Origin of the sequence: Bacillus sp. FSL W8-0102 (genome assembly GCF_038007225.1) — a bacterium.
Classification (GTDB): Bacteria; Bacillota; Bacilli; order Bacillales; family DSM-4216; genus Bacillus_O; species Bacillus_O smithii.
In genome coordinates, this window is sequence record NZ_JBBOWT010000001.1 from 1,593,200 (window position 1) to 1,615,294 (window position 22,095).

A 22,095-nucleotide genomic window follows, 5' to 3' on the forward strand; every position below is an offset into this window, starting at 1 on the left:
ACCTCTTTTTGAAAGAATTCTAATCACTCGTTTACCCACCCGTAATGGGTGGGCTTTTATGTGCGCCCGGCATGTACATGAACTATAGGGTGTAAGTCCCGAACCCCGAAGACAGAAGTAGAGGTTAGCTCAACGAAAGGGTGTCCGTGGTGACGCGGAATCTGAAGGAAGCTGGAGGCAAAACACCGGTCCGAGGAACACGAACCTCATATAAGGCTAGGTATGATTGAGTGAGTTTGCATAACAAAACAAAGCTCTTTCTGTCGAAGGTCATATCGAGTAAATGAGGCGGATAGATGGTGTGAAAGTGCATGTACTTACCCGGGGAGGTCTGGCGGATATGTGAAGTACTCTTCATAACCTACTTAGTGATAAGTAGCTGAACCGTCAGAAGTCAGCAGAGGTCATAGTATTAGTTGGTCTAGAACAACTAAGAAGGACCGAACAATTAAGAGAGAATAGCCCTTGGTATTCAGTGAGTCATGATGAACACAGAAAACGTAGTACCTCACTTGAGGGAGGAAGCGGTGAATCCCGTGGGAGACCTCTTGGAGGGTGGAGTGACCACTGGCATAAAGAGAACAGCTATTCACGGAAGTTATAAAGACTTGCGTCAATGATCTTAATTGAACCGCCGTATACGGAACCGTACGTACGGTGGTGTGAGAGGACGGGAGTTAATCGCTCCCTCCTACTCGATTTTATGAGGATCAACTTGTTTTCGTTTATAAAAAAATCTTTTTTGTTTAAATTAAAAAACTTTCTGCGAATTTGATATATGGTTCTTTCGGATAAGAATTATATAATCCGATGGAGAGGCGTACGGGATCTCCGAAAAAGAATCGTTCAAACTGAGTTTGCCGTGAGCCGAATGCACTCATGCATAAATCCCAAGCTAATCGGAATACCTTCACTCGATCTTCCGCTGAGGAATTGGCTCCTTGGAGATATTGGTCTAAAAATGTCCGGATAGACGACTCGAAATCTTTTTCGGTCGGAAGTGCGATCAATCCACTGCCGCTCAATAATTGAAGAATTTCCACCAGTCTAGGATAAACGCGTGGATAATAATGAATAGCGGCTTGCAGCGGATTTACATCCGGTACCATCGTTCCCCATTGATTCAACTTCGCATTTTCCCGTGAGGATATTTGGAGTCCTTTCATAATTTCAAGAGCCGTGATGATTTCGCTCGCTTTCTCTTTCACATGCTGAAACTCCCCAATTTGAATGGATTCGATAATCAGTTCGGCTAGACCAAGAATAAATTCCGTTTTGACGATCATTCGAGTGACCGCTTGATAAAGAAGGAGAGTGTGAAAATTCGTATCCTCAAGCATTTGAAAAGCGATTTGCAAATCTTTATATAAAAATACCCTTTCCCAAGGAACCAAGACATCATCGAACACCACAAGAGAGTCCATTTCTTCAAATCGGGAACTTAATGGACAATCGAACCGAGAATCGCCGCCTGTGAATGATTGGCGGCAAATAAATCTTAATCCAGGTGTATTGGAGGGAATGGAAAAGGCATAAATAAAAGATTCATCGACGAAATTGCCCCCTGATGGAAGAACAAGAATTTCGTCCGTTATACCGCCTTGAGTAGCCAGTAATCGCGCTCCCTTGATGATCAGACCATCGCTTGTTTCTTTTAACACTTTCGCCGCAATGATGTTCTTATCTGAGTCTTCAAAGTAAGCAACAGAACGATTGACTTGTGGATTGATGAATGTATGCGTAAAAGACAAATCATTCTTGCATGCGGTTTGATAAAGATTTTTTATGTTCTTCCCAAACATAGACTCGTTTTTGCCGAATAAGTCGCTGGCCGATGCCAAAGCCATAATGCCGGTATTGACGTAATCGGGCATTCTCCCCATAAGGCCGGCATTCGTTTTTGACCAAATTCTTGTAGCCGCCTCTCTTTTTTTTAAATCTTCAATGGTCTTTGGCTGATGAAAGGAAAACCCGATTTTATCCGTGGAGTCTTGCGGCTGGACCGTCAATAAATTGGTCAAGTCAGGATCATGTTGAAGATCGTAAAGAGCTGCTTTACTTTGCAGCACTCCTTTAAAAGCGGGATGCTCGGTGATTTTCCCTTTTACCCGTTCCCCATGAATCCATACTTCATTATTTAATGCGTCAATTCGTTTGAGATATTCATCACCTGTAATCACCATTTTCCTACACACCTTTGTCGTAAACTATATTCATATCTTATGCAGACAGCTTTATGACTTGTGAAAAACGAAGGGAGGATTATTTCTGAAGGATCGAGGAATAGGACAAGCGGAGTCTATCATCAACATTTGACGACGGGGCTTATAACGTCGTCTAATTCCATTCAAAAGGAAAAGAACGAGGAATAAAAAAGCAAAAGTGGAGTTTATTTTATGAAGGAAAGTCGTATCCCCATTTCTTTTACAGAACCTTTTCATTTGTCGTCGACCTTATAAAGCGCAGAAACCCCGGGGATCGACGACATTTTTCAAATGTAAGAAAAAGAGAGCAAATGAACGAAACAGAAAGTAAATCAGAGAAATTTTGATTTCTTTTCCAATGGAAAAAAGTTGTTTCCCAAAAAGCCAGTTTGTTAAAATTTCTTTAAATTTAATCATTTTTGGGGTTTAGATCTTACCTATAAGGAATTGAAACATGAGAAGATGGCCGAGCTTGCATATGACATGTATGTTTAGATCTTACCTATAAGGAATTGAAACTCGTCTCTACGATCCTCTTATTGTGGTACGCAATTGTTTAGATCTTACCTATAAGGAATTGAAACTTTCCATAAGCATCTTCGCCTGTAATTAAGGTTGGCAGTTTAGAAATTACCTATGAGGAATCGAAATCGCTTCCACCATCTCTTCTCCCAGTCATAAATATTTGTTTAGATCTTACCTATAAGGATTGAGATAGACGCAAAGAATTCGATAGGATGGTTTATCTATGGTATTGAATTTTTCAGACGTTTTCTGTGAACGTTTTTATTAAATTGGATAGGGAGGATGTTGTCGATATGGAGCGAGTAATGTTGAATGGTTCACAATCGAAATATTCTATTAATTATTTATAAACGTTCGCCGCAAATTGAAAATTTTTATTTCTAATCCTTGATTTTGGGAATTTCGCTGCTATATGGGTATAATGTGGACAGTAGAATTTTTACGGTACATTCTGCGGTGCCATTATATCCAAACAGAAAGGGCAGATTGTCGATGAGTTTACTGGATGAGAAAAAATTCACAGAAATTAGAAGCCGATTGGAAAAAAAGGTAGTGACATTGCCGGACGGTACAACGATTCCATGCTTAGGGCAAGGAACATGGTATATGGGGGAAAAGCCGAAGAGAAAAGCTGAAGAAATAAAGGCTTTGCAGCTCGGAATTGAATTAGGCATGAAACTGATTGACACAGCTGAAATGTACGGAAATGGCGATTCTGAACGTTTAGTCGGTGAAGCCATTAAAGGACGCAGAGACGATGTTTTTTTAGTTTCGAAAGTATATCCTCACAATTCGGGGATGGACAAAATTAAAATAGCTTGCGAAAACAGTTTAAAGCGTCTGGGGACAGATCATTTAGACTTATATCTTTTACACTGGCGCGGACGTGTTCCTTTAGAAGAAACGATTGAAGGAATGGAAAGATTGCGGAAAGAGGGGAAAATTTTAAGGTGGGGAGTTTCCAATTTTGATACGGATGATATGGAAGAGTTATGGAATACCCCTAATGGATCGAATTGTTCGACCAACCAAGTGTTATACCATTTAGGTTCCAGAGGAATCGATTTTGATCTCTTGCCGTGGCAGCGAGTACATCACATGCCGATCATGGCATACAGTCCCCTGGCTCAAGGAGGTTCTTTAAGAAAACAATTGTTAACGGATCCTACTATTCGTGAAATTGCAAATAAATATAAAGTGAAACCGCTGCAAATTGCACTGGCTTGGACGATTCGTACAAATGACGTGATTGCCATTCCGAAGGCTGTGCAGGAACAGCATGTGATCGAAAATGCAGAAGCGGCAACGATTGAATTAACCAAGGAAGACCTAGATAAATTGGATAAGGTGTTTCCGAAACCAACTAAAAAAATGCCTTTGGATATTATTTAAAAGAACTCATTGTGGAGTTCTTTTTTGTGGAAAAATTCGCTTTCGCATCTTATGTTGCATGATGAAAATCCGCGAATTCTGAAAAAGAAAATATTAGTCGTATATCGGCCCATCGAATATTGAAGGAAAAATAGACTTAAAAAGTTCTGGATTTCATCGCTTTTTTGTCGTCGACCTCCAATAGCGTTTACTTCCCGGGAGATCGACGACAATTTGATTCGAGAAGAAAATCGAAGAAAAGAAAAAGATTGATAAACTTTTACTGTAACTTTAAAATGGAATTAACAAAAAATTCACGATTATGAAAATGTTGCTGCATCAACGTTTTTTGGGGTTTTTATCTTAACTTGAGGAATTGAAACCTTCCTCCGGTATTACGAGGAAAAAACATCGAAAAGCGTTTTTATCTTAACTTGAGGAATTGAAACCTCATGATAAAGAAAGCAATAGCCATTTCGACTACCTGTTTTTATCTTAACTTGAGGAATTGAAACAATTGAACAGAGTATTCGCTAATTGTATCTAATAACTCGTTTTTATCTTAACTTGAGGAATTGAAACTGACAAATTGGAAGATGCCATAAAAGCAAGAAAACAGTTTTTATCTTAACTTGAGGAATTGAAACTATGAAATACTTGTCAGCGCGCGCAGATAACCCATCATGTTTTTATCTTAACTATGAGGAATTGAAACCTCAGATACTTTATGAAATATACAAACGACACAGACGTTTTTATCTTAACTATGAGGAATTGATTTAAGAGAGACGAGTTTCTTAAACACTTTGATAGATAAGTTTGTGACATGTTTGCTTTGTTCAATGGAGCTATATAGTTTTTGTGTGTTCTCTGATTCATTATTCAGTAAAAAAGTGCAAATACATAAATTGTATAATGCTAATAACAATTCAGATGTTACTATTTGAATCAGAAATTCCTTTTAAAGGAGTTTTTTAGAATACACGAATACAAAAGATTCAAACAAATGTCACGCTTTTTCATTGTTAGACTGTCTCTGGTACCTCATGCGGTGTTGTGAACAACCGTTTTTGTAACTAATTACAAATGGCTTGATCGAACGTTTGCTTCAGTTATGATCGATTAATTGACCGGCTTTTTCAAAGCCTAATAATTTTATTCCATTGACCAGGTATGGCCTTTTTGGTGAAGGCATCTTACCTGTCAGGAATAAGGAAAGGATCGTTCGTCATACAAGCAATAGGGATGGTAGTAAAAAGGGGATTATTTTGAAATAAAAGTTATATCCGTTTTGGTTTATAAAGGCAGAGACGAATTTATTTTTCGAAAGAAGGGTTTACTATGCGATTAACGGTGACGATGAAACCAAAGTATCATGATATCCTGTTGCCATTACATTATCAGTATTTGCTTCAAGGGCTGCTCTATCAATCTTTAAAAGATAAAACGTTCGCAACGTTTTTACACGAAATCGGATTTCAAAAAGGAAAACGATCATATAAATTATTTACTTTCAGCCGACTTTTTGGCCAGCATAAAATTCAATTGAATTCAAAAAAGATATTGTTTGATGATGAAATTTCTTGGCATATTTCGACTATTTTGCCTGAATTGACGCAACAGTTGGGAGAATACTTTTTATTGCAGAATGAAGTACATTTAGGCGATCAATGTCTGGAGATACAAAGTATACAATTAACGGATGATGAAGTGGCAAGTTCGGAAGTAGAAATAGAGATGCTTTCCCCTTTAACAGTCTACAGCACCTATGAAACGGTGGATGGCAAGCGGAAAACTCAGTTCTTTGATCCATATGACGAAGTGTTTTCTCATTTAGTTGAGGTGAATTTTCGCAACAAGTATGAAGCTTATTACGGAGAACTGCCAAAAGAGCGGTTGTTGATCGAACCATTGCACGTCACTCAAAAACATAAAGTCGTTACGACTTTTAAAAACTACTATATTACTGCCTGGCTGGGGAAATTTCGCTTACAGTCATCTCCAAAAAATTTAACCTTCTTATTACAAACGGGGATTGGCGGAAAAAACTCTCAAGGGTTTGGGATGTTTCGAGTCGTGCAAGAATTGTAAAGATGAATTTGTCGTCGACCCCCAATCGTGCCAAAACCCCTAGGGATCGACGACAAAATGTGTTTATAGTACAACTAGGTAAAAATGCAGAAAATATCAGTGGTAAGAGAAAATGGATAAAATTATTCTTTTACGATAAAATGAAAACAACAAACTCTATATTTTATGTCATCCCTTGATTTATCAACTATTTTTGGGGTTTGTATCTTAACTATAAGGAATTGAAAACAATTATATCCAAAAATATAAAGGAGGCGCTCTTATTAGTTTGTATCTTAACTATAAGGAATTGAAAACGGGGATTTTGGTGTCAGGATACTTGTTCCACGCTCTTGTTTGTATCTTAACTATAAGGAATTGAAAACAATGGGTCTGATCTCCAAAACAATCCGTCCGATAACACAGTTTGTATCTTAACTATAAGGAATTGAAAACCACTGACATCGGTCCGACGGAATTATGAGAAAACATTGGGAATGTGGTAGCCATTAACAACCAAACTTTTATTGCGCACAGCGAGTTTTTTGCGATGGTTGATGTTTTTATCAGGGTTATAAAAAGTTGATATATTTGGGGATGATAATATGAATAGTATTAATATCGGGGATGTGGTCTTTCAACTTATTTGTTTTGGATTATTGGTGTTATTCGTTCTGTTCATCGTGTGGCTTTTCCGTTCAAATAAAAAACGCATCCGACAACTCGATCGGATTGAAAAGAAAATCGAAGAGATGGATGAACAAATTAAGAAAGGTCATAACGGACGGCAATAGTGACCGTTTTACTAAATATTGCTTTTGAACTTGAAAACGATGTACGAGAAATTAGTAACAAATCGGATGCAGAAAATGCCTTTGTATTTTCAATATTAAATACAACTCGCTTGGTAAGATTGAATTTATATGGGGGCGTTTGTGAGTAGCTAATTGTAGTATTTAACATCAGAAACTTTGCATTAGAAGTTTTGTAAACACAGCGCTTTATATTGAATTTGGGCCCAGTTTTGTGGCTTTTTTAAAAGATGTAACAAACCAAATGCTGAAAACAACAAAGAAATGACTAGATAAAGCGAAAGTAAAATTTCATACCTTTTTTGAACTTTTCATTTCTCACTTCTCCTTTTCCCCTTGTAATAAAGCTTTGAAAATGATAACAAAAACTAGAAAAACACCAAATAAAACAGTTAAAGTAGTATTTTCTAAATCATAAATATAATTCAAAAATAATACAATTGCTAAATATATCACACAAAAAATGTAAAATATCTTTTTAGTCATAGAAGATGGCCTCCATTTTTAGTTATTTTATTAACCTTTCTGTTGGTTCTCAGCTGGTTATATGAAGGTATTCATAGATTTATCCATGTTTGCAAGTATGTATTTTATTACTTCATTTTTTATTGCCCTAGATAATCAATAAGCTGAATGATTACACTTAAAGTATGTAATCATAAAGCCGTTTTCTAGGTGTTTTTTATGACAGCATCTTCTCCTGCATCAAGGTCTTGAATCTGTCTTTTACCACTATAAATGACGTCATTTCCTACTCTTTGTTTTGACATATCCCCACTCATTTCCAAATCTGTTATAATTATAACAAATATTTAAAAAATCAGAACTTTTGTTATAAAAATTAGCTTATATTGTAATCGCTTTACCTTTTATCAACTATAAGATACCTCAATCATCTCGAAGAAAAAGGGAAAATTTCTGTTTTTTTTATGTGCCATATTAAAAAACTTATAAAAACATTAACCATTTCCGGAGTCTATCGACATTACAGTCAGTCCATGTAAAACTCTTTACTCAAAAATAGCTTGTTTTAACCACTTAGGAAAGCTGTATATGGCGTCTATCAGCGGTAAGATGACTGAACGAAAAGGTAGTGAATTAAGGGAGAATTAAGTAATAGAGGTGTCAAACAAAAGAAAATTTATTATTAAAATCGATAAAGGAGCGCATGGCATGAATTTAAAAAGGCTCATTCAATTCCTTTTATTGTTGTTCATCCCTTCAACTTCTTATGTTTATGTTCAAAGTGTTGGCAGTTTAACGGACGAAGCTAATTTTTAGTGATTACTCTTTCCTTGACGATAATATTTCCTGTTTTGTTTTGGCTTTTTTCTAAAAGGAAAATCCTCTTAAATTGCAATATTAAATGCAACAAGTATTGAAAGACCAGATAACCCATGATTAAGTAGAATCGGGACACTCTGCGCGACTTGACGTGGAGTGGTGGGCATGGTAGCCTGGTTGGCCCAGCCAGTACCGTATACCTGGCTTCATGGCTGGTAGCCATGCCCGCAGAGGCTCTTTGTCAAGTTGCTAAAAACCAACCCTTTGGGTTAGCTGGCTTAAGGTTAAGAAGCTAAGCCAGCTAACTCTATTTGGAAACACTCCTCAGGTGTACGATAATTGAGGATCTTCCTTGGAAGATGGTTACACCAATTTTCAACATAGGTAATGGTTTCGTCTGCCACAGAGGAAATGGGTCTCCCCTTTGGTATGAAGCGCCTAATAAGGCCATTATGACGCTCGTTGGTTCCTCGTTCACAGGATGTGTAAGGGTGTGTAAAATAAACCTCTGTTAGATCTTTTTCAACACTAAGGCCGAGGTCAGCAAATTCAGAACCGTTATCAGCCGTAATGGTTTTAAACACTTTAGAGAACCGATTACCATAAGACACTTTCAACTGAGATATGACTTCTGAAACGGATAGACTATCCTTGGCTGTCACTCTCAAAATTATTTCTTTACGGGTTTTGCGCTCAGTAAGAGTCAATAAGGCCTGATCTTTAGTCTTCTTGCCTATAACCGTATCAATTTCCCAGTGACCAAACTCTTGGCGTTCATTGACTTCAATTGGTCGCTCATCGATACTGCGTCCTAAGATCTTCTTATTCTTCCGGTTACGTTTTTTCTTGGTGTTCAGGGTAATTTTCATAGGTAGGTCAATGTTTTTAACGCCTATAAGTCCTAGATCAATATAGTTATAAAGGGTCTTGGTGCAAACCATTTTGTCTTTGAATTTCCCATCACGTTTGGCTCTCCCACATACCGCATCAGGAGACCATTTCTTATCAAGGATCTGAGTTTCGGCATACTTAATAAACTCGATGGCATCGTCTAGTTTTAGCTTGCGGCCACAGGCTTTCCTGTTTCTCTCATAGAGAAGTTGACCTGTGTCTGGAAAATAGACATGAACAATTTTCCCGTTGCTTTTTCTTTGTGGCACTGTACCTCTTCTTAACTCACGGGAGATGGTGCTTTTGTGACAACCAACATAATCTGCAATCTCCTGTTGAGTCTTACCAGCAGCGTGTAAGGCCGCAATTTTCCCACGGTCATAAGCCGTTAAGTGTTTGAAATGCCGAGCTCCTATGGTAGAATTAGTAATTGCCATAGATAAATCCTCCGTATCGATATTGTTTTAGTCGACTTAATCATACGTGGTTTATCTATGGTTTTTCATTTTTTATGCTTGTTGCATTTGATTATACAACTAGCCAAAGGAAAATCCTTTCTATTTTTTCAGGATTTTTTATTGGTTTCCTATTGGCCTTTCTTATTATCCCATCTACTGATAGACAATATTTTCATTACATATTAAAAGTAGCAGCGCTGGTAGAAATTTTATTTAAGGAAATTTTATTTTTGCTATTTGTCGTGAATAGTATTCGATTGACCATCAAAAAAATGAAATCTTTAAAAAATGACACGCACTTAGATTTTTGGGAGCGACAGGATGATTCTATGAGTGGTTGGATCGGAAATTCATTCGTTCGCGGTGCGGTCATCATGGAATTTAAAACATTCTATTATTCTTTGATTGTATGGTTTAAAAAGCCAAAACCCCCAAATGGCCATTTATTCAAATATCATGAAAAAACGATGTTTAAGACGTTTATTATCGTGATCTTACTTATACTTCCTTTAGATGCGGTTGTATTCCATCTGTTATTCATGCAATGGAATAAATTAGCTGCATGGATTTCCACCATCATCAATATTTACGCTTTCTTTTATGCCATCGCTCTATATAATTCGGCCAAGTACCTGCCAATCGTTGTCACATCTAATAAACTCATCATTCATAGCGGGTATACGGGAAAAATGGTGATAGACATCGACAATATTCAATCTTTAGAAACTTTTAGCATGAAAGATGATGTTATGTTTACTAAAACCAAAAAAGGCGTATTTAAAGCAACAGTAGGGATTGATGAGCCGGAATTGGAATTAAAATTAATAAATCCTGTTAAGTATTTTGGACCTTTTGGCATACAAAAACACGCACATACAGTTTTGTTTAGAGTAGACGAACCACAACAGTTTAATAAAATCATTCAAGAATCAATGGATAAACATGAATGTATTGAAGAATATAGAAAATATTAGGACGAAAACCATGATAAAGACAATAGAAAACTAAAATCGAACGAAAGAATATTCTGAAATTATAAGTGGGTTGGAAAAATACTTAAAAAGTTTTTCTGGCGTGAGAAAGGCAAACATAGAAGACTTATTCGAAAACATTAAGTTTGATATTTCAATCTTTGAAATTGCCATAAGTATGAAAGAGAAATTCCTTTCCGAATTTCTTCATTCATGATCTGCTCTCATAAAACGATCATCACTCAAAAAAGGTCGGCGATTTCCAATGGGGTCAAAACATTGGCAGCCGACACAGGATATTTAGGCAGTAGTCCGCCGTCAGTAGAATCATGGTTGGTCATCTTGTTATTTTGATTCGAGGGCTTATCATTGCAGCAAGTTAGGAAATTCCCGCTGCTTCAGCCAAATACTCGACTAGATGCAGCACACGGACAGACGAAGATAATTTCTCACGTTCAATTCCAAGCTTCATTTGCAGCAAACATCCAGGGTTGGTTGTTATAATCACTGATGCATCGGAGGCTTTCATATTCTTCATCTTTTCATCAAGAATACTCATGGATGCATCAAAATGTATGATATTGTAAATTCCCGCAGAACCGCAGCACATGTCAGCTTGGTTCATTTCAATAAAATGAACTCCTGACACGCTTTTTAAGAGATCTATTGGTTCTTGAATCACTTTTTGAACATTTGTCATATGGCAAGAGGGTTGATACGTTACACGTTCTTCTTCTTTACGTGCTTTGAGGTTCGGAAGTCCTCCGCAAGCGATCAATACCTGGCTGATATCTCTTATTTTAGCAGAGAACGTGGAGGCTTTATCAGCCCATTCTTTTTCATCCGCAAGCAAATGGTCATATTCATACAGCATAGCTCCGCATCCTCCCGCATTGTGAACGATGAAATCCACCTCTTCCTGTTCAAATGCAGCGATATTTTGTTTGGCAAGGCGCTTAGCTTCTTCTAATTCTCCGGAATGTGCGTGAAGGGCGCCGCAGCAAGTCTGATTCGGTACGACGATCACATCGCAGCCTGCTTCGGCAAGCAGTTGTACAGATAAGCGGTTAATGCGATGAAACATGGAGTCCATGATGCAGCCTGTAAAAAAAGCCACTGTTGCTTTTTTTTCACCTTTGGATTTTATTTTGACGAAATCTTGTTTGCGTTCTGAAGGTGAAACGGTTTGCGGGATGATTTTTTCGAATTCATCCAGATGATAGGGCAATTTTTTTAAAACGCCTGACTTGCGCACGACTTTTCGCATTCCGCTTTTTTCATAAAACCAAAATGCATTTCCTGACCATTTCATCATGTGACGATTTGGAATGGCTTTGTTCAGCAATGCTTTCCGCAGCAAACGGGCCGGAACGGAAAGCTTCTTGCGTTTGGCCATTGCTGCTCGAGCGGCTTCAAGAATGGATCCATATTCCACTCCGGTTGGACAAGCCGTTTCGCACGCACGACAACCAAGGCATAAATCGAGAGGTCGTTCCAGCGCAGATAAATCGGTTATTTTTCCTTCACCGACCATTTTGATGAGATGGATTCGCCCGCGTGGCGAATGTGTTTCTTTTCTCATGGTTACATATGTTGGACAGACTGGCAGACAATAGCCGCATTGAACACACCTGTTTGTTTTTTCATATAGAAATTCTTCTTTCAATTGTTCCAAAGATGATTTCATTTTAAGTCAACTCCCATTTCTGACCCTCTTCAGGGAAAATTTTTCCTGGATTCAAAATGTTGTTTGGATCCCATGCCTTTTTGATACGCTTCATCATGTCCAGACCGATGGGACCTAACTCCATTTCCATAAAAGAAGATTTCATTGTCCCGATGCCGTGTTCACCGGAAAGCGTCCCGCCAAGTTCGACGGCTGCGGTAAAAATCTCGGCGACGGCCTGTTCTACACGGCGCATTTCTTCTTTATCATTTTTATCGCAAATGATGTTGGGATGCAGGTTTCCATCCCCTGCATGACCAAACACGACAAGGTGAACCTTATATTTATCGCGAATTTCTTGCAATTTTGCGCACATTTGAGGAATTTTGCTTCGTGGTACAGTGGCATCTTCTGAAATTTTTGTCGGTTTAATCCGTGCGATTGCCGGTGAAACTAGCTTTCTGGCTTTCCAGATTTCCATTTTCTCCGCTTCATTTTGGGGAATGTGGACCGACCGTGCTCCCACCGCATGGCATAGTTCAGCGACTTTTTTGATTTCATCTTTTAATGCTAAAGGATGGCCGTCCAGCTCAATCAGTATGATGGCTTCAACATCTGTTGGTAATCCTAATGGTTCATATTGTTCGACGGCTATGATGGAGGCTTGATCCATCAGCTCCATTTTGGCAGGCAAAATTCCGGATGATAAAGTTTTGGAAATGGCGCTGCCGGCATCAACAAGGCTATCGAATACTGCCATAATCGTTTCAGAAGCAGGTGGTTTGGGAAGAAGACGCAACACGGCTTTCGTAATAATCCCAAGAGTGCCTTCTGAACCAACAATAAGTTTCGTCAAATCGTAGCCCGTTACGTTTTTTACTGTGCGTCCTCCGGTTTTTATGATGTTTCCCTCGGGGGTAATGACTTCCAAACCAATCACATAATCTTTTGTCACTCCATACTTTAAGCCTCTTGGTCCGCCTGAATTCTCGGCTAGATTGCCGCCGATTGTCGATACGTGCGCACTGCTCGGATCCGGAGGAAAAATGAATCCTTTTTGTTCAGCTGCCTTATGAATCTGGGCGGTTAAGACTCCCGGAGAAACGACAGCGACCAAATCTTCTTCATGAATTTCAAGCAAATGGTACCGTCAAGAATTTTGTGTAATGTAAATGGGGTAGGGTTTCTCTGAAATGGATTTGAATTGATAGGGGACTGATTTTCTCCACACAAGAGACTGAATATTCAGTCTCTTGCGTGGAAAGGGAGAATCCCCTTATTTTGTTTATTTACAATATTTGGTTAACAATAACGTTCTTCAAACATTCGTTGAAGAGCTTCATGCGCTTCGGCAAATCCTCGTAACTTTCTTCCTGCCCATTTCTCGTTAAAATCTTGAATCGTCAAATACACGATTTTTTCAGCGGCTTCTAAACTACTCAAACTGTTCATCGGCTTTAGACGTTTCCGAATCTCTTTGATCGTTCGTTCAATGGCATTGGTCGTGTAAATCACACTTCGAATACTGCTTGGATAATCCATAAATGTAAGGAGGACATCCAACTCATTGGCCCAAGATTGAACTTCTCTCGGATACTTGTTCGACCATTTCGACTCAAACTGTTGAAACATCTGTAACGCCATCTCCTTATTCGGTGCGCGATAAATCAGTTTGAGATCCTCTGCCACTTCAAATTGATCTTTTTTCCGAACACGATTTAGGGTGTTGCGGACTTTGTGCACGACACAGCGCTGCACATCGGCTTTCGGATACACCGCCTTAAAGGCTTCCTCCAGCCCCGGAAGGCCATCGAAGACGCCAAGAAGCACTTCCTTGACGCCTCTTTGGTAGAGGTGTTGAAGAATTTCCTGCCATACATAGGCGCTTTCTTGTCCTCCCACAAAGAAATCAAGAATTTCGCGATATCCTTCTTCGTTCACCCCTAACACCACATAAACCACTTCTTTCTCCACGGTATCGCGACGAAGTTTTACATACAAGCCGTCTAAATATAAGACAGAATAACGTTTGTGCAGGGGACGTTTGTGCCATTTCTCAATGTCTTCTTTCACGATATCGGTCATACGACTGATCGTTGAAGGAGAATAGGCCTTGCCTAAAATTCGTTCAATAAACTTGCCAATTTCACGCGTACTCATACCACTTTGATACATCTTGATGATGGCTTCCTCGAGCCAGCCCGTATGGCGTTGGTAAGGAGCGAACAATTGGGTTTGAAATTCTCCGTTTCGGTCTCTAGGGACCAAAAGACCTTCAATCCGGCCATATTGCGTATCTAGATTTCGTTGATAGTAGCCGTTTCTCATATTCGATGTTCCGGCCTGCTCTATTTCGAGGAAATTCTTGATTTCTTCCCGCATGATCAGTTCTAATTTTTCCTTTACAAACTGACGAATGACACTTTCCAGTTGATTTGCCCAGTCGACATTCGGTATACTTCTTTTAGACATAGGTAGGGTACTCCTTTCTCTAAGATTTTTGGTCCAATCAGAGAATACCCTACCTTTTTTCTTTTGATCTAGTAAAATGCTTTACACAAAATTTTATACATCATCAAGCAAATCGTCTAATACCGATAAATCGAATACCATGCCTCCTTTAACCGGCAGGGGACCGCCGCTTAAAGATGTGGCTTGACCGCGAGGATAGACGGGGATTTTTTCGCGGTTGGCAAGTTTCACAAGTTCAGCCAATTCTGCCACGCTCTTTGTTTGAATCACCACATCGGGTAAAAAGGTTCCGAAAGAAGCATCGAATGAGTAGCTAAAACGATCGCTTTCGTCTGTCCATACTTTTCCGGTTTTTACGATTTTTTTGATTTCTTCAATATGACGCGAAGTGACTACCTTCATTTGAATCTCTCACTTTCTGTACGGTTATATGTTGTAATCCTTTAAGAGCAGACTCAGTTTTCTTTCTGCATTTTTTAAATGGATAAGGCATTGGATTTTAGCAAGTTCTGGTTCTTCCGCTTCGATGGCTAATAAAATATTGCGATGTTCTTCGTGGACAGCTTTGCGTTTTTGTTTTAATTCTACGTTCGGGCGAAGTGTGATCTTTAATGTTTTTTCGTAAAGGGAGGATAAATTTTCCAGAGTTTGAATCAATACGGGATTGTGAGTAGCCAAAATAATGGAACGATGAAATTGAAGATCCGCTTCGGTTGAACTCGTTCCCTGTTCGTTCGATTCGTTTTCCATTCTTTCTAAAATTTGCTTCATTTGCTCAAGTTGCTCAGGTGTTCGTCTAAGTGAGGCTAAATAGGCTGCTTCAGGCTCTAAAATTTTTCTCATTTCAAAAAGATATTTAATACTTTCTACATCATCGCTTTCGATTCGAATTCTCTTTAATAAGGATGAAGTGGTCGATTCTTCTACATAACTTCCTCCTCCTTGACGTGAAGAGATGACACCGGCAGCACGAAGCATGCTTAAAGCCTCGCGAATCGGTACTCTGCTTACACCATATTGAGCGGCTAATTCCATTTCAGTCGGCAGCTTTGAACCAGGAGGAAACCTTCCTATTTCAATTTGGTTGAGTAATTCACGCGATATGATTTGCGAAACTTTTTCTTTTTTGGACATCATCTTGCTCCTTTCCATCATTGAAATCATAATTTGTCTAACAAGTTAAAAATTTGTATAACAATTTTCATAATATAAATATTTTAATTTTTAGAAAATAAACAATTTACAATTAATTTATTGAAGATTATAATAAACGAAAAAGACGAAAAAAACAATATAACAACATCAATTTGTTATATAAATTTGTATTACAAAAACAGAATAGCAAAACCTGTCATTTAGATTGTTTTTTTATATCATTATGAAAGCGCTTTAATATATGGCGAATTTTCAACTGAACAATAGGGGGATGGGAATGATGACTGATGCATTATCTTTTGAAAAGAAAGTGACTCAAAAAATTACAAGACGAATTGTTCCTTTTATTATTCTGTTGTACATTATTACGTTTTTGGATAGGGCCAATATAGGTTTTGCAGCACTGGAGATGAATAAGGCGCTAGGGTTGACGAGCCAAATGTTTGGAATGGCTTCCGGTATTTTTTTCATCGGCTATTTTGTTTTTGAAATCCCAAGCAACATTTTATTAGAACGCTTTGGTGCACGAAAGTGGCTGGCCCGAATCCTTGTCACTTGGGGAATCGTGGTCGTCGTAACAGGCTTTGTTCATAATGCTGTACAGCTGTATATAATAAGATTTTTACTTGGAACATTGGAAGCTGGGTTTTTTCCGGGAATTATTTTGTATCTTACTTATTGGTTTAGAGCCGGCGAGAGGGCAAAAGCTGTTGCTATGTTTATGACGGCGATCCCCATTTCGTATATTATCGGGGCACCCGTTTATACATGGATTATGGACCATATTCATTGGCTGGGGATGGAGGGATGGAGATGGATGTTTGTTTTGGAAGGGATACCATCCGTTCTGTTAGGGATTATAACTTTTTTCTATTTAACGGATCGTCCGGAACAAGCAAAGTGGCTTGCTGACGAGGAGAAGAAATGGTTAATGGAAGAATTGCAGAAAGAAAAAAATGCAAAAGCATTGTCGCATGCCAATCATCCTAGTTTGAAGCAATCTTTCATAAATCCTAAAGTATGGTATCTAGCTCTAATTTACTTTATTTTCAGCATAGGAATGTATGGAATAGGGTTCTGGCTGCCTCAAATGATTCAATTATTTTCGAATGTGTTATCTAACACCCAAATTGGATTACTGACAATGATTCCGTATGTTGCGGGTGCGATTGCTATGAACTTTTGGTCTCATCGCTCTGATCTTTCAGGGGAGAGACGTTACCATGCAGCAATCCCGCTTGTTGTAGGGGCTTTAGGATTGATCGGTTCTGGTCTGACTTCCGTTTCCTTCTTATCCATCATCATGATGGCGATAGCAGTGGCAGGCATCTATAGCTTTTATGGTCCTTTTTGGTCTTTAACAACTCAACTTCTTAGTAGTTCAGCTGCTGCAGTTGGCATCGCGGCCATTAACTCAGTTGGCAATTTAAGTGGCTTTGTGGGACCTTATGGAATAGGGATGATTCAAGAAGCTACTGGAAACGTGAAAATAGCCTTGTTCTTTCTAGGTGCTTTGCTTGTAATGGCAAGCCTGTTACTAATGGCGATAAAAAAAGAACAAACAACCACGTTTTCCAATATGACTCAAGGAGTAGGCTCGGAACAAATGAATGAAAATTTAGATAATTCAGAATGACATTTGTTTAGTTATTCGATGTTTGGAACGAAAAGAAAAAGGATCAGAAACAAGAGGACTGTTTATGAAATGGAGTGAAAAGCGATGTCTTTAAGATCTTATCGTTACTTTATGCCGACAAGAGTGGAATGTGGTTACGGAATAGCTGAAAAAACGGGGGAATGGGTGAAAGAATTAGGGATTGCTAGTGTATTGATCGTTACAGATAAAGGGATACGGGAGGCAAACTTGTTAGAAGGAATTAAAAAGTCGCTTTTAACCGAGAATATTGACTATGAAATTTTTGATGAGGTGGAGCCGAACCCGTCAGCTGAAACGATTCAAAGAGGTACGGACTATTTGAAGCAATTGAAAAGTGATGCAGTATTAGCTGTAGGAGGCGGAAGCAGCATCGACAGTGCAAAAGGAATAGCAGTGATGGCGACCAATCCCGGTAGTATTTTAGATTATGAAGGAGTAGAAAAGATCCCAAATCCTCCACTTCCCATCATTGCCATTCCGACTACAGCTGGGACGGGTAGCGAAACCACGAATTCCACCGTGATAACCAATAAAAAAACGGCCTTTAAATTAGGCGTACTCAGTTCATATTTGCATCCAAAACTGGCTATATTGGACCCGGCTCTCACTTTGCATTTACCCCAAGAGATCACGGCATCAACGGGTATGGACGCATTAACTCATGCTATTGAATCTTATACGTCCAAAGCGGCGAACCCTGTTAGTCAAGCATTGGCGATTCACGCCATTAGGATGATCGGAGAAAATGTGTTAAAAGCATACTTTGTAGGAACAGATATAGAAAGCAGGGAAAAAATGCTTGTAGCTTCCATGATCGCAGGGGTGGCTTTCTCCCAGTCGCGTTTAGGGAATGTTCATGCCATTTCACATACGTTGGGAGGAGTTTTTAATATTCCTCATGGTATTGCGAATGCTGCACTGCTCCCTTTTGTGATGAAATTTAATTTACGAGCCTGTGTAGATTCGTATAAAGAGATTGCCATCGCTTTAGGAAAAGACGTTCATGGTTTGTCTGCTATCGAGGCAGCTGATAAAGCGATCGAAGCTGTCATTGAAATGAATAAAGCGATGAAAATTCCCCTTAACGTTAAAGATTTGGGAGTTTCATTGGAAGTTTTACCAAAGCTAGTAGAGGATGCCATGAGAAGCGGAAATGTATTTGTGAATCCAAGACTTACAAAAGCCTCTGATATTCAACTGATTATTGAGAAAGCCTATCATGGTGATTTGAGTGATTACTAGTTCACGGCATTTCATTCCTGATTAAAACGTGACGCCGACATCAATTATTTTCTCAAAATATAAAGAATATGTTGATACAAACAAGATTGCTTAATGAACACTTTGACAAATCAAGAGGTGAATAGATGAAAAAAACCAATGGAAGGTGGATTATTGTTATTCTCCTTTTCTTTGCGACCACGATCAATTATATGGATCGGGCCATAATTGGGGTGGCAGGTCCTTCTATGATGGAAGATCTTTCGCTTTCCGCTGTTGAATTTGGAATATTGGGATCAGCGTTTTTTTGGTCGTATGCATTAATGCAAGTTCCGGTAGGGGTCATTGTCGATAAATTAGGAGCTCGTTTAACGTATGCGGTTGCGATCGTATGGTGGTCTTTATGTACAATATTCATTGCATTCGGCCGTTCGATTGGCACGCTTATTGGTATTCGCATTTTAATGGGAATAGGAGAAGCGCCCGCTTTTCCCACAAATACACGAGTGATTTCAGATTGGCTGCCTACACGCGAAAGAGGCATTGCCAATGGAATCTTTAATTCCGGGACTGCTATCGGCATTGGACTTACAACGCCGTTGATAGCGTGGGTGATAGAAAACTGGGGATGGAAAGCTTCATTTATTGGAATTGGATCTATTGGATTTATCTGGCTTTTATTCTTTCTGCACTATTTTAGGAATCATCCCCATCAAAGCGCAATCGCAAACGAAGCAGAAGTGGAGTATATTGAAGCCGGTAAAATCGATACAAACCAAAAAACAACGAAAATGGCTTCTCCGTTTCAATTTTTAAAATATAAAAGTGCATGAGGGCTGCTATTTGGCTTATTTGCACACAATTATCTTACTTATTTAATGATGACTTGGCTTCCTACCTACCTTGTAGTTGAAAGAAAAATGACACTTTTAAAAGCTGGTTTTTTCACTATGCTGCCTTGGATTATGTCTTTTATCGGAAATATTCTGGGAGGTTATTTGTCAGATAGTTTAATAAAAAAACAATGGAATTCGATAAAGGCTAGAAAAACGATTTTAGCTATTGGCATGCTGTTTCCTTTAGCGATCATTCCAACTATTTATATAGAAAATGCGACAATGGCGATTATTTTGCTTTCCATCGCCATTGGTGGAGAGGGATTGGCCGCGGGTATTTTATGGGCAACTGTTTCAGATGTTGCTCCAAAGGGGGCTGAAGGAAAGTTAGCCGGCTTGCAGAACTTCGTAGGGAATTTAGCCGGATGGATAGCCCCGGCTCTAACAGGATTTTTAGTTTATCAGTTTCAAAACTTTACATGGGCACTTATGATACCGGCCATGATTTGCTGCCTTGCTTCTTTTGGATACGCTTTCCTCGTTCAAAATGAAAGGATATCGATAAAAACAGATGTTGACCGCAACCTTGTATAGAGAATGGTTTGGTTTGGCGGCATATTTCTATACATTGAATGTGTGAGTAAAATGTTTGTGGGAGAAATTCTTAGAATTCCCCGATGAGGGGGTTGGGAACGTAGGTTCGCAATCCCCCTCATCGGGGCCACCAAGCGAAGCGCGGTAGGATCCCAAGCAGGAAACATGAAAAAAGGACTCTCTCCCTGGTAAGATGATCATTGCCAAACCATCAAACAGGAGGAGAGAGTCCCATGAATATTCAACAACATCTTACCACAAATTCGTTGTCATGGAAAGAGATCGAACTTGATTTGTTTCGAGCCTTGCAAAACGCCTTCGCCGAACTGTTTACGGCTTTGTTGGAGGACATCGACCGACAATTGGCGGAAACCCGGGACAAGCGCCGGTACCACTTGAAAGACAAACGACGCATCACGATTCAAACCCTGTTTGGCGAAGTTACCTTTGAGCGGAACTACTATTTAGACCGGGAACAAAACCGTTACACGTTTTTGCTTGATTCCTTTTTAGCGTTTGATGGATCGCAGTCAATCAGCCCTTGTCTAGAAGAAACAGCGGTGGGATTGGCGGTGGAGTGCTCTTCTTATCGCAAAGCGGCTCGTACGCTTGCCCAGATGGTCGGGTATCCGGTGATGAGCCATGAGGCGATCCGCCAGTTGGTGCTCGAAGCTGAAGCTCCGCTGCACTGCCCGGTCAACCAGCGATATGGACGGGTGCTGTTTGTGGAGGCCGATGGACTGTTTGTTTCTCGCCAAGGGAAGGGAAAACGGGCCAAGGAAGACAAGATCCTAACCGTTCACGAAGGGTGGAAGCGCAACGGCTCACGGATCGAATTTGTCAATCAGCGCCATTACGTCCATGAGGGCAAGGGGGAGGTGTGGGAAGGCTTCGAGGAATTTTTGATAAATGAATATGCCTATGATCCGTGTCGGGATCTTCTTGTCATCAACGGGGACGGCGCTCCATGGATTACCGCGTGCCGGGAGTATTTCAAGGGACGGGTCTGCTTCCAATTGGATCGATTCCACGTGGCGCGTGAGTTGCGCCAATGCCTCTCGGGCCATCCACGGTGGCAGGCGATTCGGCAAAAGCTGGCGAAGCAGGATGAAGAGAAGCTGCTTGTGGAACTGAACAGCGCCCTCGGCACGCTGGGGGACGAAGCGAAAGAACAACAGCTGGCTGCCTTGATCCACCGGATCGAATCGATGCCGGGATGCATCCGTGATTACCGGGAATGGCTGAAGGAGCAAGGAGTGGACACAACGGGCATGTATCCGATGGGGAGGGCTGAAAGCGTGATGAGCCAGCTGGCGTATCGGGTGAAATACCGCCGCAGTTGGACAGACAAGGGACTCAGGGCGTTTTTCAAGGCAATGATTGCCCGGATGGATGGGATTCGTCTTTTCGGACATCGTTTAGGAGAAGAATCGTCGCATCCGGCGGAGGAAACGGCATCTACCAAACAGACGATCGTGAACAAGGCGAAACAACGCATCCGCCGTCTTCTTCCAGAGGTAACGCGGAATAACGTGCCATATTTACAGCAATCGTCCGGGACACCGATCTATCATGCCCTGTCTGAACTCAAGGGATGGTAAAAAAAGGTATACATATCGGTCTGTCATGGCAAGGGATGAGAGTCCGAAAGCGCTTACGGATGAAATTCAAAAAAATGGTTCGCTAACCTATGACTTACATCTATTTTCAGCGAACCAAAAAAATTCCCACAAAGTCTTGACTGACTCACATTGAATATTTGTTGAGCAGTTAGAGTGTAAAAGGCATTAGAATTTTGAATAATTAGGAAATGATGCCGTTCCTGCATTGCTCAAGCGCTGTTTGAAGGCTTGATAATGTGTGATGGGACGACGAGAGGCTGTCAGGAAATAGACGAATATTTAGAAG

Annotated in this window: 15 protein-coding genes and 1 pseudogene; 8 read left to right on the forward strand and 8 right to left on the reverse strand. The window is 39.8% G+C overall.

Annotation, left to right across the window (positions count from 1 at the left end):
- Positions 1-746: 746 nt before the first annotated feature.
- The gene (hpaB, locus tag N1I87_RS07780) at positions 747-2,183 is read right to left on the reverse strand and encodes a 4-hydroxyphenylacetate 3-monooxygenase, oxygenase component (protein WP_341101244.1); all 1,437 of its coding nucleotides are present in this window, start codon (positions 2,181-2,183) and stop codon (positions 747-749) included.
- 1,038 nt (positions 2,184-3,221) lie between these two features.
- On the opposite strand from hpaB, the gene N1I87_RS07785 reads away from it, so the two are divergent.
- From N1I87_RS07785 to N1I87_RS07795, 3 genes are all read left to right on the forward strand, one after another.
- The gene (locus N1I87_RS07785) at positions 3,222-4,121 is read left to right on the forward strand and encodes an aldo/keto reductase (protein ID WP_341029783.1); all 900 of its coding nucleotides are present in this window, start codon (positions 3,222-3,224) and stop codon (positions 4,119-4,121) included.
- A 1,320-nt stretch (positions 4,122-5,441) separates the two neighbouring features.
- Complete coding sequence (gene cas6 / locus N1I87_RS07790) at positions 5,442-6,191, forward strand: CRISPR-associated endoribonuclease Cas6 (protein ID WP_327805134.1); 750 nt, start codon at positions 5,442-5,444, stop codon at positions 6,189-6,191.
- A 584-nt stretch (positions 6,192-6,775) separates the two neighbouring features.
- Positions 6,776-6,964 carry a preprotein translocase subunit YajC gene (locus N1I87_RS07795; protein WP_004439945.1) on the forward strand — a complete coding sequence of 63 codons (189 nt, stop codon included), beginning with the start codon at positions 6,776-6,778 and terminating at the stop codon, positions 6,962-6,964.
- Between the two features lie 336 nt (positions 6,965-7,300).
- On the opposite strand, the gene N1I87_RS07800 is transcribed toward N1I87_RS07795, so the two are convergent.
- Positions 7,301-7,468 carry a hypothetical protein gene (locus N1I87_RS07800; protein ID WP_004439942.1) on the reverse strand — a complete coding sequence of 56 codons (168 nt, stop codon included), beginning with the start codon at positions 7,466-7,468 and terminating at the stop codon, positions 7,301-7,303.
- A gap of 1,082 nt (positions 7,469-8,550) precedes the next feature.
- Positions 8,551-9,594: an IS30 family transposase gene (locus N1I87_RS07805; RefSeq protein ID WP_048622401.1), complete on the reverse strand. Its 1,044-nt coding sequence runs from the start codon at positions 9,592-9,594 to the stop codon at positions 8,551-8,553.
- Positions 9,595-9,668: 74 nt separating this feature from the next.
- Between N1I87_RS07805 and N1I87_RS07810 the strand changes: the two genes are divergently transcribed.
- Positions 9,669-10,589, forward strand: a complete 921-nt coding sequence (locus N1I87_RS07810) for a hypothetical protein (protein WP_341101247.1) — start codon at positions 9,669-9,671, stop codon at positions 10,587-10,589.
- Between the two features lie 376 nt (positions 10,590-10,965).
- Here N1I87_RS07810 and N1I87_RS07815 read toward each other — a convergent pair whose 3' ends face one another.
- From N1I87_RS07815 to N1I87_RS07835, 5 genes are all read right to left on the reverse strand, one after another.
- Entirely contained in the window at positions 10,966-12,273 is a 1,308-nt protein-coding gene (locus N1I87_RS07815) for a (Fe-S)-binding protein (protein WP_341101248.1), read from the reverse strand.
- 1 nt (position 12,274) lies between these two features.
- Positions 12,275-13,393: an FAD-binding oxidoreductase gene (locus N1I87_RS07820; protein WP_341101250.1), complete on the reverse strand. Its 1,119-nt coding sequence runs from the start codon at positions 13,391-13,393 to the stop codon at positions 12,275-12,277.
- 161 nt (positions 13,394-13,554) lie between these two features.
- Positions 13,555-14,724: an IS256 family transposase gene (locus N1I87_RS07825; RefSeq protein WP_341100451.1), complete on the reverse strand. Its 1,170-nt coding sequence runs from the start codon at positions 14,722-14,724 to the stop codon at positions 13,555-13,557.
- 93 nt (positions 14,725-14,817) lie between these two features.
- The gene (locus N1I87_RS07830; protein WP_341101251.1) at positions 14,818-15,126 is read right to left on the reverse strand and encodes an FAD-binding oxidoreductase; all 309 of its coding nucleotides are present in this window, start codon (positions 15,124-15,126) and stop codon (positions 14,818-14,820) included.
- 24 nt (positions 15,127-15,150) lie between these two features.
- The gene (locus tag N1I87_RS07835; protein WP_048623477.1) at positions 15,151-15,858 is read right to left on the reverse strand and encodes a FadR/GntR family transcriptional regulator; all 708 of its coding nucleotides are present in this window, start codon (positions 15,856-15,858) and stop codon (positions 15,151-15,153) included.
- Between the two features lie 301 nt (positions 15,859-16,159).
- Here N1I87_RS07835 and N1I87_RS07840 point away from each other — a divergent pair, with 301 nt between their 5' ends.
- The 4 genes and pseudogenes from N1I87_RS07840 (at position 16,160) to N1I87_RS07855 (ending at position 21,788) form a co-directional block, all read left to right on the forward strand.
- On the forward strand, positions 16,160-17,515 hold the full coding sequence (locus N1I87_RS07840) for an MFS transporter (RefSeq protein ID WP_341101252.1): 1,356 nt from the start codon (positions 16,160-16,162) through the stop codon (positions 17,513-17,515).
- Positions 17,516-17,599: 84 nt separating this feature from the next.
- Positions 17,600-18,778 carry an iron-containing alcohol dehydrogenase gene (locus N1I87_RS07845; protein WP_341101253.1) on the forward strand — a complete coding sequence of 393 codons (1,179 nt, stop codon included), beginning with the start codon at positions 17,600-17,602 and terminating at the stop codon, positions 18,776-18,778.
- A 125-nt stretch (positions 18,779-18,903) separates the two neighbouring features.
- Positions 18,904-20,187 (forward strand): annotated as a pseudogene (locus N1I87_RS07850) (MFS transporter).
- A gap of 233 nt (positions 20,188-20,420) precedes the next feature.
- A complete protein-coding gene (locus N1I87_RS07855) occupies positions 20,421-21,788 on the forward strand; it encodes an ISLre2 family transposase (RefSeq protein ID WP_341101254.1) in 1,368 nt (455 codons plus the stop codon).
- Positions 21,789-22,095: the final 307 nt, after the last annotated feature.

Bases quoted from the DNA above. Each gene is read 5' to 3' on its own strand.
- hpaB (WP_341101244.1), bottom strand. From the start codon at position 2,183: ATGGTGATTACAGGTGATGAATATCTCAAACGAATTGACGCATTAAAT.
- N1I87_RS07785 (WP_341029783.1), top strand. From the start codon at position 3,222: ATGAGTTTACTGGATGAGAAAAAATTCACAGAAATTAGAAGCCGATTG.
- cas6 (WP_327805134.1), top strand. From the start codon at position 5,442: ATGCGATTAACGGTGACGATGAAACCAAAGTATCATGATATCCTGTTG.
- N1I87_RS07795 (WP_004439945.1), top strand. From the start codon at position 6,776: ATGAATAGTATTAATATCGGGGATGTGGTCTTTCAACTTATTTGTTTT.
- N1I87_RS07800 (WP_004439942.1), bottom strand. From the start codon at position 7,468: ATGACTAAAAAGATATTTTACATTTTTTGTGTGATATATTTAGCAATT.
- N1I87_RS07805 (WP_048622401.1), bottom strand. From the start codon at position 9,594: ATGGCAATTACTAATTCTACCATAGGAGCTCGGCATTTCAAACACTTA.
- N1I87_RS07810 (WP_341101247.1), top strand. From the start codon at position 9,669: ATGCTTGTTGCATTTGATTATACAACTAGCCAAAGGAAAATCCTTTCT.
- N1I87_RS07815 (WP_341101248.1), bottom strand. From the start codon at position 12,273: ATGAAATCATCTTTGGAACAATTGAAAGAAGAATTTCTATATGAAAAA.
- N1I87_RS07825 (WP_341100451.1), bottom strand. From the start codon at position 14,724: ATGTCTAAAAGAAGTATACCGAATGTCGACTGGGCAAATCAACTGGAA.
- N1I87_RS07830 (WP_341101251.1), bottom strand. From the start codon at position 15,126: ATGAAGGTAGTCACTTCGCGTCATATTGAAGAAATCAAAAAAATCGTA.
- N1I87_RS07835 (WP_048623477.1), bottom strand. From the start codon at position 15,858: ATGTCCAAAAAAGAAAAAGTTTCGCAAATCATATCGCGTGAATTACTC.
- N1I87_RS07840 (WP_341101252.1), top strand. From the start codon at position 16,160: ATGACTGATGCATTATCTTTTGAAAAGAAAGTGACTCAAAAAATTACA.
- N1I87_RS07845 (WP_341101253.1), top strand. From the start codon at position 17,600: ATGTCTTTAAGATCTTATCGTTACTTTATGCCGACAAGAGTGGAATGT.
- N1I87_RS07855 (WP_341101254.1), top strand. From the start codon at position 20,421: ATGAATATTCAACAACATCTTACCACAAATTCGTTGTCATGGAAAGAG.